This window comes from Mesorhizobium sp. WSM4849, assembly GCF_055811385.1.
The window spans coordinates 38098-51288 of sequence record NZ_JBVVPW010000020.1 but is presented as its reverse complement, the minus strand read 5'-3'; the positions used below and the strand labels follow the sequence as shown (position 1 = coordinate 51288).

Genomic DNA, 13191 nt, shown 5'->3' with positions numbered 1-13191 from the left:
GACTGGGTCGTTACACTCGCTCTCTACCGGGCAGCTTCAACGCCGCGCTGGCGGGGGGCCCGCTGCCTCCGGCAGCTCCCCCGCTTTCGAAGCCTGTCATCGATCCACCGGATCGATGACTTGGCGCGCTGCGCGCCAACCGGCTTCTCAGTCCCCCATCTTCAGCGCCTGGATAAACGCCTCCTGCGGGATATCGACCTTGCCGAACTGGCGCATCCGCTTCTTGCCCTCTTTCTGCTTGTCGAGCAGCTTGCGCTTGCGTGAGACGTCGCCGCCGTAGCATTTGGCGGTGACGTCCTTGCGCAGCGCCGAGATCGTTTCGCGGGCGATGACCTTGCCGCCGATGGCCGCCTGGATCGGGATCTTGAACAGATGGTGCGGGATAAGTTCCTTCAGCTTCTCGCACATCAGCCGGCCGCGCTTTTCCGCCGCCGTGCGGTGGACCAGCATCGACAGCGCGTCGACCGGCTCCTCATTGACCAGGATCGACATTTTGACCAGGTCGCCCTCGCGATAATCGGTCAAATGATAGTCGAAGGAGGCGTAGCCCTTGGAGATCGACTTCAGCCGGTCGTAGAAGTCGAAGACAACCTCGTTGAGCGGCAGATCGTAGGTCAGCATGGCGCGCTTGCCGACATAGGACAGATCGGCCTGGATGCCGCGCCGGTCCTGGCAGAGTTTTAGGATGCCGCCGAGATACTCGTCGGGCGTCAGGATGGTGGCGCGAATCCACGGCTCTTCGATCGCCTGGATTTTGACCACGTCGGGCATGTCGGCCGGGTTGTGCAATTCCTTCGTCGTGCCGTCGTTCAACAGCAGCCGGTAGACGACCGAGGGCGCAGTGGCGATGAGGTTGAGGTTGAACTCGCGCTCCAGCCGCTCCTGGATGATTTCGAGGTGCAAAAGGCCAAGGAAGCCGCAGCGATAGCCGAAGCCGAGGGCCGCGCTGGTTTCCATTTCGAAGGAGAAGGAAGCATCGTTGAGGCGCAGTTTGCCGACCGCGGCGCGAAGATCCTCGAAATCGGCGGCGTCGACCGGGAACAGGCCGCAGAACACCACCGGCTGCGCCGGCTTGAAGCCGGGCAGGGCCTGGGCCGTCTGGCGCTTGTCCTCGGTGATGGTGTCGCCGACGCGGGTATCGGCGACTTCCTTGATCGAGCCGGTGAAGAAGCCGAATTCGCCGGGGCCGAGCTCGTCGACATTGATGCGGGCCGGCGTGAAGACGCCGGTGCGCTCGACAAGGTACTTGGCGCCGGTGCCCATCATGCGGATGGTCTGGCCCTTCTTCAGCACGCCGTCGATGATGCGGACCAGCACGATGACGCCGAGATAGGCGTCGTACCAGCTGTCGACCAGCATCGCCTTCAGCGGTGCTGTGATGTCGCCCTCGCGCGGCGGCGGCAAATCGTTGACGATCGCCTCCAGCACGTCGGGAATGCCGAGCCCGGTCTTGGCCGAGATCAGCACGGCGTTGGAGGCATCGATGCCGATCACCTCCTCGACCTGCTCGCGGATGCGCTCGGGCTCGGCGGCGGGCAGATCGACCTTGTTCAGCACCACGACGATCTCGTGGTTGTTGTCGATGGCCTGGTAGACATTGGCCAGCGTCTGCGCCTCGACGCCTTGAGAGGCATCGACGACCAGCAGCGAGCCTTCGCAGGCGGCGAGCGACCGCGACACTTCGTAGGCGAAGTCGACATGGCCGGGCGTATCGATCAGGTTGAGGATATAGTCCTCGCCATTGTTGGCGCGGTATTTCAGCCGGACCGTCTGCGCCTTGATGGTGATGCCGCGCTCACGCTCGATATCCATCGAGTCCAGCACCTGCTCCTTCATGTCGCGCAGCTCCAGCCCGCCGGTGGACTGGATCAGCCGGTCGGCAAGCGTGGATTTGCCATGGTCGATATGGGCGACGATGGAGAAATTGCGAATGTTTTTGATCGGCGTGGTCATGATGGGGCGGCTTTAGCAGGGGCAGCTTGCCCGGGCAAGCGGCCGGGCGCGGCGCCAGGGCAATCGCGTCAGGTTTGCGCTCACCCCGCCTGTGTTCCAGCATTAGTGGCTGGCGAAAGCCGAAGCGGCATCCATCGGTGCCGGCCATTTTCCGGTCTCCGTCCGGTGTCGAAATGACCACACAGCTATGCAAGGCTCTTATCCTTCCGAACTCACGAAAGGACAAACCAATGGCGAGCAAGTTGGTTTGGGGCATTCTCGGTGGGGTGGTGCTGGGCGCCGCGTTCGGCAATGTGGGCGGCAATACCGGGATCTGGATCGCCGTTTGTATTGCGGCCGGTGCCGTCGCGGTCGGCCTATGGCACTACATGGAAACGCGGCGCCAGGGCTGAGTTATTCGCGGCATCGCGCCGGCAGCAAACAAAGGTAAACGATCACGAAGCGGTGATGGCTGTAACGAACCGCACTGCGGCGCCGAAGTGTGAACATGACGGCGCTTCACGCCCGTCGCAAAGGAGGACAGCCGATGACTGGATCACAAGCCAAACGCAGCGGGAGCGCGACGCAATCAAGCGCAGGCGCGGTCCTTGTAGGGCTCGCCGCTGTTCTGTTTTCAGCAACCGGCGCCGCCGGCCAGCCGCTCACCGTGGTCGAGCTGTTCACCAGCCAGGGCTGCTCATCCTGCCCACCGGCCAACGCCAATCTCATCAAGGTCAAGGACCGGCCTGATGTGCTGGCGCTCTCCTTCAACGTCACCTACTGGGACTATCTCGGCTGGAAGGACACTTTCGGCAGGGAGGAATTCACCCAGCGCCAGGTCCGCTACGAGCCGTCGCTCGGCCGTTCGGGTCCGTTCACGCCGCAAGTGGTGGTCAATGGCAATGCCGATGCGGTCGGCGCCCGGCCCGGCGAGATCGAGCAGCTGATTTCGATCAGTGGCCGCGCGAAAGGACCCTCGCTATCGCTCGACGGCGGCAAGATCGCCATCGGCGCCGGCCCGGTGCCGGGCGGCAAGGCCGATATCTGGCTGGTGCGCTACCGGCAGGGCGTCATCGAAGTTCCGGTGGCGCGCGGCGAAAACACCGGACGCACGCTGCCGCATGCCAACGTCGTGCATTCCCTCTCCAGGCTTGGCGCCTGGACCGGCGAGGCCATCGCGCTGCCGCTGCCGGCACCGCCGAGCGGGCTAAGCACCGCGGTGCTGGTGCAAGTGCCGGATGGCGGACCGATCCTGGCCGCCGTGACGAACTAGAATCCAAAGATCTGCGCAACGCCGCATGAGCGGCGCCGCACATGCCGGCCGCATCAGCGCGCCACCCAGAGGAGACCACCATGACCAACTTTACCCGACTGACGCTGCCGGCGCTCGCCTTCGCGCTTTGCTCGACGGCGCTTTTCGCCGGCGGCATTGCCCGCGCCGAAGATGCGATGAAGCCGATGGCCACGGATGCCATGAAGCCCGCCGATGCGATGGCCACCGACGCGATGAAGCCGGCCGATCCGATGGCCGCCGAAAAGATGAAGGAGTGCATAGACAAAGCAGCCATGGAGACCGACGCGATGAAGAAGGATGAGGCAACCAAGGCCTGCGACGCCATGGGCATGGCCAAGTAGGTCCGGCAAGCCCTCGCGGCACCGGCGGGGGTTTTAAACCCCGCGCGGGTGCACCATTCCAAATACGCACGGCCCGAAAGTACGCACGGCAATGTGAGACGCCGGCGGACCCAAATGTTCTATAGTCACAACACCATCAAGGGAGATCAGACATGACTGGCATTCGAGAACCCATTGCGAGGCGCTCGACGAGCTTCGCCAGGGGCGCGCTTGCGGCGCTGATGCTCGCGGCGGCCGGCGCCGCCTTGTGGCAGACGCCGGCAAGCTCGGCCGAGGAGGCGGTGGTGATCCCGCCGCCGGCGATGGACGAGAAACCCGCCGCCGGCACCGCGAAGGCGGTCTTCGCCGGTGGCTGCTTCTGGGGCGTGCAAGGCGTGTTCCAGCACGTCAAGGGCGTGACCAGCGCCGTCTCCGGCTACGCCGGCGGCGACAAGGACACTGCCGTCTACGAGACGGTCGGCACCGGCCGGACCGGGCACGCCGAAGCCGTCGAGATCACCTACGAGCCGACAGAGGTGAGCTACGGCCAGTTGCTGCAGGTGTATTTCTCGGTCGCGCACAACCCGACGCAGCTGAACTATCAGGGTCCGGACCGCGGCCCGCAATACCGTTCGACGATCTTTGCCGAAAACGATGCCCAGAAGAAGATCGCCGAGAGCTACATCGCCCAGCTCGACAAGGCCAAGGTGTTTCCAGAGCCGATCGTGACCACGCTGGAGACCGGAAAGACGTTCTATCCGGCCGAAGACTATCACCAGGACTTTTTGACGCTGAACCCGACCTACCCCTACATCGTCTACAACGACCTGCCCAAGGTCGAGAATTTGAAGACGCTATTCCCCAGCCTTTACAGCGACAAGCCGGTGCTGGTGCTGGTCGCCAACAAGAGCTGATCTTTTGCGACGCGCTTAGGGCAGCGAGCGGGCAGCAATGCCCGCTTAGTGCACGCCCAGAAACTGCCTGAGCTCCGGCGTCCTGGGGTTGGCGAAGACGTCCTCGGGGGCGCCGATCTCGTGGACGCGGCCCTGATGCATGAAGACGACGCGCGAGCAGACGTCGCGGGCGAAGCGCATCTCGTGGGTGACCATCACCAGCGTCATGCCTTCCGCGGCCAATTCCTTGACGACCGCCAGCACCTCGGCAACGAGTTCGGGGTCGAGCGCCGAGGTGATCTCGTCGCATAGCAGCGCGATGGGCTGCATGGCTAGCGCCCGGGCGATCGCCACGCGCTGCTGCTGGCCGCCGGACAGTTCATCCGGCAAGGCGTCGAACTTGTGGGCGAGACCGACGCGGTCGAGCATTTTTCGCGCGACCGCTTCGGCGGCTTTTTTCGGCGTCTTCTTTACCACCATCTGCGACAGCATGACATTGCCGCCGGCCGTGAGATGCGGAAACAGGTTGAATTGCTGAAAGATCATGCCGACCTTCAGGCGCAGCGCCTTGAGATGCACCTCGTCGGGCAGGAACTGGGCGCCGGCGACAACGATCGAACCTTCATCGATGGTCTCCAGCCCGTTGATGCAGCGCAGCAGCGTCGACTTGCCGGACCCGCTCTTGCCGATGATGGCGACGACCTCGCCCGGCGCGATGTCGATGGAAATCCCCTTCAGCACCTCGTTGTCGCCGAAGCGCTTCTTCACCTCAGTGATTGCGATGAGCGACATTGAGCTTCCTTTCCAGGAGCTGGCTCGATTTCGACAGCGGCCAGCACAAAGCAAAGTAGATGAGCGCAACCAGACCATAGACCGTGAACGGCTGGAACGTCGCGTTGGTGACGATCGAACCGGCCTTCGACAATTCGACGAAGCCGATGATGGAAGTGAGCGCGGTGCCCTTCACCACCTGCACCGAGAAGCCGACGGTCGGCGGCACCGCCACTTTCAGCGCCTGCGGCAGGATGACGTAGCGCATCTGCTGGAGGTAACCCATGCCGAGGCTGGCGGACGCCTCCCATTGACCCTTGGCGATGCTCTCGACGCAGCCGCGCCAGATTTCAGCGAGGAAGGCGGCGGTCCACAGGACGAGCGCGACACAAGCGGCAAGCCAGGCGGGAACGTCGACGCCGAACAGGCCAAGGCCGAAGAAGGCGAGAAAGAGCTGCATCAAGAGCGGTGTGCCCTGGAACAGCTGGATGTAGCCGCGTGACAGAAGCCGCAGCCAATGCCGGCCGCCGATGCGCAGGAAAAGCAGGGCCGCACCGACGATGCCGCCGCCGATGAAGGAGACCAGCGCAAGCACAACGGTCCAGCGGGCGGCCAAAAGCAGGTTACGCAGGATGTCCCAGAAGCTGAACTCGATCATGGCGCTTGTCTCATCGCGACGCCTTCCTTGGAAACAGCATCCAGCCCAGGCCGGCCAGCAGCTGGCGCAGCAGGATGGCGAGGGCCAGGTAGATCAAGGTGGAGACGATGTAGGTTTCGAAGGCCCTGAAATTGCGCGACTGGATAAAGTTGGCGGCGAAGGTCAGGTCCTCGGCGGCGATCTGCGAAACGACGGCCGAACCTAGCATGACGATGACGATCTGCGACGACAGCGCAGGCCAGATGCGCTGCAGCGCCGGGACCAGAACCACATACCAGAAGGCCTGGAACGGGGTCATGGCGAGACTCGCGCCGGCCTCGAACTGGCCACGTGGCGTGGCCTGAATGCCGGCGCGGATGATCTCGCAGCTGTAGGCGCCGAGGTTAACGATCATAGCGAGGTTGGCGGCGGTCAGTTCCGACATCCTGATGCCAAGCGACGGCAGGCCGAAGAAGATGAAGAACAGCTGGATCAGAAACGGCGTGTTGCGGATCAGCTCGACATAGGTCGCGACGACAGGTTTTAGCCATTTCGGCCCCAGCGCCCGCACCCAGGCGCAGGCAATGCCCAATGCCACGCCGAACACCGCACCGATCAGGATGAGCTGCACGGTAATCCGGATGCCCTTGAGCAGCACCGGCAGAGAATCGATCAGCCAGCCGAAATCGAAATGATAGGTCATGGCTTGCTATCTGACCTCAGCCACACGCGGCGGGCGGCGATCACAGGTCAGCCGGCAGGTCCACCTTCAGCCATTTTTGCGAAATCGCGTTGAGGGCGCCGTCGGACCTGGCAGCGGCGATGATACCGTTGATCTTGGCCATCAATGCCGGCTGCTCCTTATTCATGCCGATGTAGCAGGGCGAGTTCTTGATCAGGAACTTGAGCTCGGGCCGCTTGGGCGGGTTCTTTTCGAGGATGGCGGCGGCGACGACATTCCCGGTTGCGATCACCTCGACCTGCCCCGAAAGGAAAGCGGAAATAGTGCCGTTGTTGTCCTCGTACCGCTTGATCTCGACGCTCGCCGGCACGACCTTGGTCAGTTCGAGGTCTTCGATCGCGCCGCGGGTGACGCCAACGGTCTTGCCAGCGAGGTCTTCCGCCTTCGCGACCGCGACGTCCGCCGGAGCGAACACGCCATTGTAGAAGGGGGCGTAGGCTTCGGAAAAGTCGATGACCTTCTCGCGATCGGGATTCTTGCCGAGGCTGGAGATGACCAGGTCGACCTTGTTGGTCTGGAGATAGGGAATGCGGTTGGCGCTGGTGACCGGGACGATCTCGACCTTGGCGCCGAGCTTTTCGCCAATCAGATTGGCGATATCGATGTCATAGCCTTGCGGCGTCATGTCGGCGCCGACACTGCCGAAGGGTGGGAAATCCTGTGGGACGGCGATGCGGATGGTGCCCCGCGCGCCGATGTCGCTCAAGGCGTCAGCCCGCGCCTGCGGAAACGGAGCCATGGCGATTCCAGCCACGGCGGCGAAGGCCAGCATGAATACATTGCGACGGTTCATTATTTTTCCCTTTGACTGAACAAAACCGATTGGTCGTCAGGGCAAAGCAACAGACATGCCAAACCATCGAAATCAGGGCGAATCGGCGTTTCCCAGTAGGATTGGGAAGGCCGTCTTCACGATCCAATACCCGCCCGACCGGCAGGCTGCCTACATATTGTGCAGTGCGGCGGCTGCTGCCTGTCAGTCGTAGGTCAGATCCGTCGCCTTGCCGCCGAACACGCGGTAGGCATAAAACGAATAGAAAATGATGATCGGCAGCACGACCACCGTGCCGGCCAGGATGATGGCGAGGCTTTCAGGCGCGGACGCCGCCTGCCAGATGGTCAGCCTGTCGGGAACGACGAAGGGATAGAACGACCAGGCGAGCCCGGCAAAGCCCAGCGTGAAGATGGCGGCCAGCGTCAAGAACGGCGTCAGTGCATGGCGATCGTCCGTCTTAGGCAGATGGAAGGTCTGCCGCCACAGCCACGCGAACAGCACCGCCGACAGGATCGGCAGCGGCGACAAATAGAGCATGGCGGGCCAGACGAACCATTTGTCGAAGATGCGCGGACTGGCGAGCGGCGTGGCCAGCGAGACGGCGACCATGCCGAGCGCGGTCAGCACCAGCGCCCGGCGCAGCCAGAGCACCGCCTTCTTCTGCAATTCGCCGTCCGTCTTGTAGATGACCCAGGCCGCGCCCATCGCCGCATAGGCGGCGGCAAGGCAGAGCGCCACCAGCGCGCCGAAGGCCATGCCGCCGAGGCCGACATCCAGGCCGAGCACATAGATCCCCAGCATGTAGCCCTGCGCCAGCGAGGCGATGACCGAACCCAGGAAGAAGATGCGGTTCCAGCGATGCTTCCGGCCGGCCGGCACCTTGGCACGGAAATCGAAGGCAACGCCGCGCAGGATCAAGCCGACAAGGAGCAGGAAGACCGGGATGTAGAGCGCGGTGAGGATGGTGCCGTGCGCCAGCGGAAAGGCGACCAGCAGCAGGCCGACGGCCAGCACCAGCCAGGTCTCGTTGGCGTCCCAGAACGGGCCTATTGCCGCGATCATCGTGTCCTGCTCGGCGTCCTCGGAGGCCGCGAACAGGATGCCGATGCCGAGATCGAAGCCGTCGAGGATGACGTAGATCAGGATGGCAAGGCCCATCAGGCCGGCGAAGATGAGGGGGAGCAATGTCGGCCAGTCGAGGGTCATCACCATTCCTCCTATTTCGCCGCCGGCTGCGACAGCGGCGCGTCGAGAACGCCCGGCAGCGGCGAGGTATCGCCGTCCTTCGCCGCCTTCAGCGCCAGATAGACCAGCACGCCGAGATAGGCGGTCAGAAGCAGCGCATAGAGGATGAGATAGACCGCAAGCGACAGCGCGACCTGGCTGCCGGCGACCGGGCCGACGGCATCGACGGTCCTGAGCACGCCGGTGACCAGCCAGGGCTGGCGGCCGATCTCGGTGGTGTACCAGCCGGCCAGCGTCGCTAGCCAGCCGGACAGCGCCATCGGCACCATCACCAGCGCCAGCGGTTTCGGCAGGCTGTGGCGGCGCTTGAGGAAAAAGGCGGCCGACCAGGAGACGACGAGCATCAGGACGCCGGTGCCGACCATGATGCGGAAAGCCCAGAACACCGGGAACACCGGCGGGTGGTTGCCGGCATAGTCGTTCAGCCCCGGCACGACGCCACTGGCGCTGTGCCTGAGGATGAGGCTGGCGCCGTCGGGGATGGTGACTTCGAATTTGTTCTCCCTTGCCGCCTCGTCGGGAAGCGCGAAAAGGACCAGCGGCACATTGGGGCCGGTGTTCCAGTTGGCCTCCATGGCGGCGATCTTCTGCGGCTGATGCTCCAGCGTGTTGAGGCCATGCTGGTCGCCGGCGAAGATCTGGATGGGGATCAGGATCGCCGCGGTGAAGACACCGGTGCGCAAGGCCTTCCACATCGATTCCGAGCGGTCGCCATAGAGATAGCGCAGCGCCGACAGGCCGGCGATCAGGAACGAGACCGTCAGGCCGGAGGCAAGCAGCATGTGGACGAGCCGGTAGGGCATGGACGGGTTGAAGACGATCGCCCACCAGTCGATAGCGTGCGCTACGCCGTTGCGCATCTCGAAGCCGACCGGCGTCTGCATCCAGGAATTGAGCGCGATGATCCAGAAGGCGGACAGGGTGGTGCCGCCGGCCACCAGCACGGTTGCCAGCGTGTGGATGCGGTTGGAGACGCGGCGGAAGCCGAACAGCATGATGCCGAGGAAAGCCGCCTCGAGAAAGAAGGCGGTGAGGATCTCATATGCGAGCAGCGGGCCGGCGATGTTGCCGACGGTCTCCATGTAACCCGGCCAGTTGGTGCCGAACTGGAAGCTCATGGTGACGCCTGAAACCACGCCCATGGCAAAGGACAGCGCGAACACCTTCACCCAGGTAAAATAGGCGCGCATCCAGGCGGAATCGCCTGTGGCGTTGTAGCGAAGCTTGAAGAACAGCAGCACCCAGCCAAGCGCAATGGTGATAGCCGGAAACAGGATATGGAACGAGATGTTCGCGCCGAATTGGATGCGCGAAAGGATGAGCGGGTCCATGGTGGGCTCCGGCTGCTGCTATGTCAGGGAAGATAGGCCGGATGCGCCGACCGGTCAAAGCGGCGTGGCGTCACGCGAGGCGGAACGCCGCAGGACCGCGGCAGCGGTGGATGCGTCCTCACATGTCGATGTCCAGAACTGTCAGGAGAGCCATTGACTTCCAGCTGCGCGCACCGACATTCAGCGGACTAAAATCAACAGACCTCCTTTCAAGCAGCCGTTTTTCAGCCATGCCATCCATCATTTCCATTTCCGGGGTCACCAAGACCTACGCCACCGGTTTCAAGGCGCTGAAGGAGATCAACCTCGATATCGAGCGCGGCGAGATCTTTGCGCTGCTCGGGCCGAACGGCGCCGGCAAGACGACGCTGATCTCGATCGTCTGCGGTATCGTCAACCGCTCGTCGGGCACGGTCACCGTGGACGGCAACGACATCAGCCGGAATTATCGCACCGCGCGCAGCCTGATCGGGCTGGTGCCGCAGGAACTGACCATCGACGCGTTCGAGAGCGTATGGGCGACGGTCAACTACAGCCGCGGCCTGTTCGGCAAGCCGGCCGACCACGCCTTCGTCGAGAAGGTGCTGCGTGATCTGTCGTTGTGGGACAAGAAGGACGCCAAGGCGATCACCCTGTCCGGCGGCATGAAGCGGCGGCTGATGATCGCCAAGGCGCTGTCGCACGAACCACGGGTGCTGTTCCTCGACGAACCGACAGCCGGCGTCGACGTCGAGCTGCGCCAGGACATGTGGGCGATGGTGCGCCGGCTGCGCGAGGATGGCGTCACCATCATCCTGACGACGCACTATATCGAGGAGGCCGAGGCGATGGCCGACCGCGTCGGTGTTATCAATCGCGGCGAGATCGTGCTGGTCGAGGACAAGGCCGAACTGATGCGCACGCTCGGCCGCAAAAGGCTGTTGCTGGAATTGCGCAGTCCGCTTGTCACCATACCCGAGACGTTTTCGCGCTATGCGCTGGAGCTTTCGCCGGACGGCAATCAACTGACTTACACCTATGACAACCAGAGCGAACGGCCAGGCGTCGCCTCGCTGCTGCGCGACCTTGAGACGGCCGGCATCCAGTTCCGCGATATCGACACGCAAAACAGCTCGCTCGAGGAGATCTTCGTTAATCTGGTGAGGAGGGACGCATGAACCTGCGAGCCGTCTGGGCGATCTACAAGATGGAAATGGCGCGCGCCTTTCGGACCGTGCTGCAGAGCATTGTTTCGCCGGTCATCTCGACATCGCTCTATTTCGTCGTCTTCGGCTCGGCCATCGGCTCGCGCATCACCGAGATCGACGGCATCAGCTACGGCGCCTTCATCGTGCCGGGGCTGATCATGCTGTCGCTGCTGACGCAGTCGATCTCCAACGCCTCTTTCGCCATCTATTTCCCGAAATTTGTCGGCTCGATCTACGAATTGCTGTCGGCGCCGGTGTCCTATCTGGAGATCATCATTGCCTATGTCGGGGGTGCGGCGACCAAGTCGATCATACTCGGCCTGATCATACTGGCGACCGCAGCGCTGTTCGTGCCGTTGACCATCGAGCATCCGTTCTGGATGCTTGCCTTCCTGGTGCTGACGGCGGTGACCTTCAGCCTGTTCGGTTTCATCATCGGCATCTGGGCGAGAAGCTTCGAGCAGCTGCAGCTGGTGCCGCTGCTGATCATCACGCCGCTGACCTTCCTTGGCGGCAGCTTCTATTCGATCGACATGCTGCCCGGCGTCTGGCGCTCGGTGACGCTGTTCAACCCCGTCCTCTATCTGGTCAGCGGCTTTCGCTGGAGCTTCTACGGCAAGTCCGACGTCTCGATCGGCATCAGCCTCGGCATGACCGTCGTTTTCCTGTTTATCTGCATAGCGATCGTCGCGTGGATCTTCAGGACCGGGTACCGGCTGCGGACCTGACCGAACGGCCTGCCCAGGCGACGCAGCGCCAGCATCCGAGCGATGTTCCCGACCCAAGGCGACCTAATCTGGTGACGACGCTTGAAAGCGGCCGTGCGATGGCGGCGCTTGATTTCCATATAATGTTATATATGATGTTATCAATGTGCTGGCGGGTCGATTATGGAAGACGTCATAAGGTCCCTTGGCTTCCTGTGCCTGGGCAGCAGGCTGAAGCGTATTGGCGAGCAATTGCAGGCGGATACGCAGCGCCTGCTCGACTGCCTCGATGTGCCGGTTCAGTCGAGCCAGTACCCGCTGCTGGCTGCGCTCGACAGGCTGGGCCCGCTGCCAGTCGGGGAACTGGCGAAATCCCTCGGGGTCGCGCAGCCAGGTGTAACGCGGAGCGTGTCGCTTCTGGCCGAATTGGGACTGGTCGAGGTCAGTCCATCGGATGATGACCAGCGGCGCAGGATTGTCTGCCTCACCCTGCACGGCCAGCGGCTGGTCGATGTTGCAAAGCACGACGTCTGGCCGCGCATCGAGAATGCCGTCGCGAATCTGTGCGCGGATCTTTCTGGGCCGCTTCTTGATCAGCTGGCCGCCATCGAGGACGGCCTCGCCGCGGCGCCTCTCGACCGTCGTGTAAGGAAGCCGGAAGGTGCCGCGCGATGAAATACCTGCTTGACCGTCCCGTGTGGAGCGCGCTTCGGACGCGACACCAAGCCTTCGCGCAAGGTGACGACCTCGCCATGCGGTATCGGCCCTCGATAGCTCCCTTCGCCGCCAGTGCCGCGGACGATGCGGAAAGCCTGCAGGCGCTCGGAAAACTTGTGTCCCCAGGCGAGAGTGCGATCCTGCTTCAGGTGGACGCCATTGCTCTGCCCGCGGAACTTTCGGCGACTTCGACCGCGCCCGGGGTTCAGATGATTGCCGAGCGGCCATTGCAGATGGTCTCCGACAAGCGCGTGCAACGTCTGACGCGAGACGATGCAGCTGAGATGCTCGCCTTGGCATTGGTCACCAAGCCTGGCCCATTCACGCTCGAAGCCTTGAGCCTCGGCGATTTTTGGGGTGTGAAGATCGAGGGCCGACTTGCGGCGATGGCCGGCGAACGCATGAAGCAACCCGGCTATACCGAAATTAGCGGGGTGTGCTCACATCCGGAATTTCGGGGCGGTGGCCTGGGCAAGCTGCTGTCGCTGTTCGTGGCAAACCAGATAGCGGCGCGCGGCGAAGTTCCCTATCTCCACGCCTATGCCAGCAACACCACGGCCATAGGATTATACGAGTCCATTGGCTTCAGGTTGAGAAGCATGATGAACGTGGCCGTGGTTCAGCGCGCCGAATGAGCCCA

16 protein-coding genes are annotated in these 13191 nt (G+C 63.1%); 8 read left to right on the top strand and 8 right to left on the bottom strand.

All coding sequences use genetic code 11. The features are described 5' to 3' along the window. Positions 1–147 precede the first annotated feature (147 nt). Positions 148–1953 (bottom strand): translation elongation factor 4, encoded by a 1806-nt coding sequence (gene lepA, locus AC0L3L_RS22245; protein WP_473485676.1) that lies wholly within the window; start codon positions 1951–1953, stop codon positions 148–150. A 230-nt stretch (positions 1954–2183) separates the two neighbouring features. On the opposite strand from lepA, the gene AC0L3L_RS22240 reads away from it, so the two are divergent. The 4 genes from AC0L3L_RS22240 (at position 2184) to msrA (ending at position 4460) form a co-directional block, all read left to right on the top strand. Then, on the top strand, positions 2184–2345 hold the full coding sequence (locus AC0L3L_RS22240) for a hypothetical protein (RefSeq protein ID WP_473639101.1): 162 nt from the start codon (positions 2184–2186) through the stop codon (positions 2343–2345). 134 nt (positions 2346–2479) lie between these two features. Next, entirely contained in the window at positions 2480–3205 is a 726-nt protein-coding gene (locus AC0L3L_RS22235; RefSeq protein WP_473639100.1) for a DUF1223 domain-containing protein, read from the top strand. A gap of 80 nt (positions 3206–3285) precedes the next feature. After that, the gene (locus AC0L3L_RS22230; protein WP_473485679.1) at positions 3286–3567 is read left to right on the top strand and encodes a hypothetical protein; all 282 of its coding nucleotides are present in this window, start codon (positions 3286–3288) and stop codon (positions 3565–3567) included. A gap of 152 nt (positions 3568–3719) precedes the next feature. Beyond that, the gene (msrA, locus tag AC0L3L_RS22225; protein ID WP_473485680.1) at positions 3720–4460 is read left to right on the top strand and encodes a peptide-methionine (S)-S-oxide reductase MsrA; all 741 of its coding nucleotides are present in this window, start codon (positions 3720–3722) and stop codon (positions 4458–4460) included. Between the two features lie 45 nt (positions 4461–4505). Here msrA and AC0L3L_RS22220 read toward each other — a convergent pair whose 3' ends face one another. The 7 genes from AC0L3L_RS22220 to AC0L3L_RS22190 form a co-directional block, all read right to left on the bottom strand. Beyond that, positions 4506–5231 carry an amino acid ABC transporter ATP-binding protein gene (locus AC0L3L_RS22220; RefSeq protein WP_473485681.1) on the bottom strand — a complete coding sequence of 242 codons (726 nt, stop codon included), beginning with the start codon at positions 5229–5231 and terminating at the stop codon, positions 4506–4508. Then, complete coding sequence (locus AC0L3L_RS22215; protein ID WP_473639099.1) at positions 5209–5868, bottom strand: amino acid ABC transporter permease; 660 nt, start codon at positions 5866–5868, stop codon at positions 5209–5211. The genes AC0L3L_RS22220 and AC0L3L_RS22215 overlap by 23 nt, the downstream gene beginning before the upstream one ends. 10 nt (positions 5869–5878) lie before the next feature. Then, on the bottom strand, positions 5879–6550 hold the full coding sequence (locus AC0L3L_RS22210) for an amino acid ABC transporter permease (protein WP_123146027.1): 672 nt from the start codon (positions 6548–6550) through the stop codon (positions 5879–5881). A 40-nt stretch (positions 6551–6590) separates the two neighbouring features. Further along, positions 6591–7385: a transporter substrate-binding domain-containing protein gene (locus tag AC0L3L_RS22205; protein WP_473485817.1), complete on the bottom strand. Its 795-nt coding sequence runs from the start codon at positions 7383–7385 to the stop codon at positions 6591–6593. A gap of 180 nt (positions 7386–7565) precedes the next feature. Beyond that, entirely contained in the window at positions 7566–8570 is a 1005-nt protein-coding gene (locus AC0L3L_RS22200) for a cytochrome d ubiquinol oxidase subunit II (protein WP_473485683.1), read from the bottom strand. Positions 8571–8581: 11 nt separating this feature from the next. Continuing rightward, positions 8582–9940 carry a cytochrome ubiquinol oxidase subunit I gene (locus AC0L3L_RS22195; RefSeq protein WP_473485684.1) on the bottom strand — a complete coding sequence of 453 codons (1359 nt, stop codon included), beginning with the start codon at positions 9938–9940 and terminating at the stop codon, positions 8582–8584. A gap of 118 nt (positions 9941–10058) precedes the next feature. Next, positions 10059–10184, bottom strand: coding sequence for a hypothetical protein (locus AC0L3L_RS22190; RefSeq protein WP_473528337.1), 126 nt, complete (start codon positions 10182–10184; stop codon positions 10059–10061). On the opposite strand from AC0L3L_RS22190, the gene AC0L3L_RS22185 reads away from it, so the two are divergent. From AC0L3L_RS22185 to AC0L3L_RS22170, 4 genes are all read left to right on the top strand, one after another. After that, the gene (locus AC0L3L_RS22185; protein ID WP_123146025.1) at positions 10171–11097 is read left to right on the top strand and encodes an ABC transporter ATP-binding protein; all 927 of its coding nucleotides are present in this window, start codon (positions 10171–10173) and stop codon (positions 11095–11097) included. The genes AC0L3L_RS22190 and AC0L3L_RS22185 overlap by 14 nt on opposite strands. Then, a complete protein-coding gene (locus tag AC0L3L_RS22180) occupies positions 11094–11855 on the top strand; it encodes an ABC transporter permease (protein ID WP_473528336.1) in 762 nt (253 codons plus the stop codon). Before AC0L3L_RS22185 ends, AC0L3L_RS22180 begins: the two co-directional genes overlap by 4 nt. A gap of 162 nt (positions 11856–12017) precedes the next feature. Beyond that, complete coding sequence (locus tag AC0L3L_RS22175) at positions 12018–12509, top strand: MarR family winged helix-turn-helix transcriptional regulator (RefSeq protein WP_473485687.1); 492 nt, start codon at positions 12018–12020, stop codon at positions 12507–12509. Beyond that, complete coding sequence (locus AC0L3L_RS22170; RefSeq protein WP_473639098.1) at positions 12506–13186, top strand: GNAT family N-acetyltransferase; 681 nt, start codon at positions 12506–12508, stop codon at positions 13184–13186. Before AC0L3L_RS22175 ends, AC0L3L_RS22170 begins: the two co-directional genes overlap by 4 nt. Positions 13187–13191 lie beyond the last annotated feature (5 nt).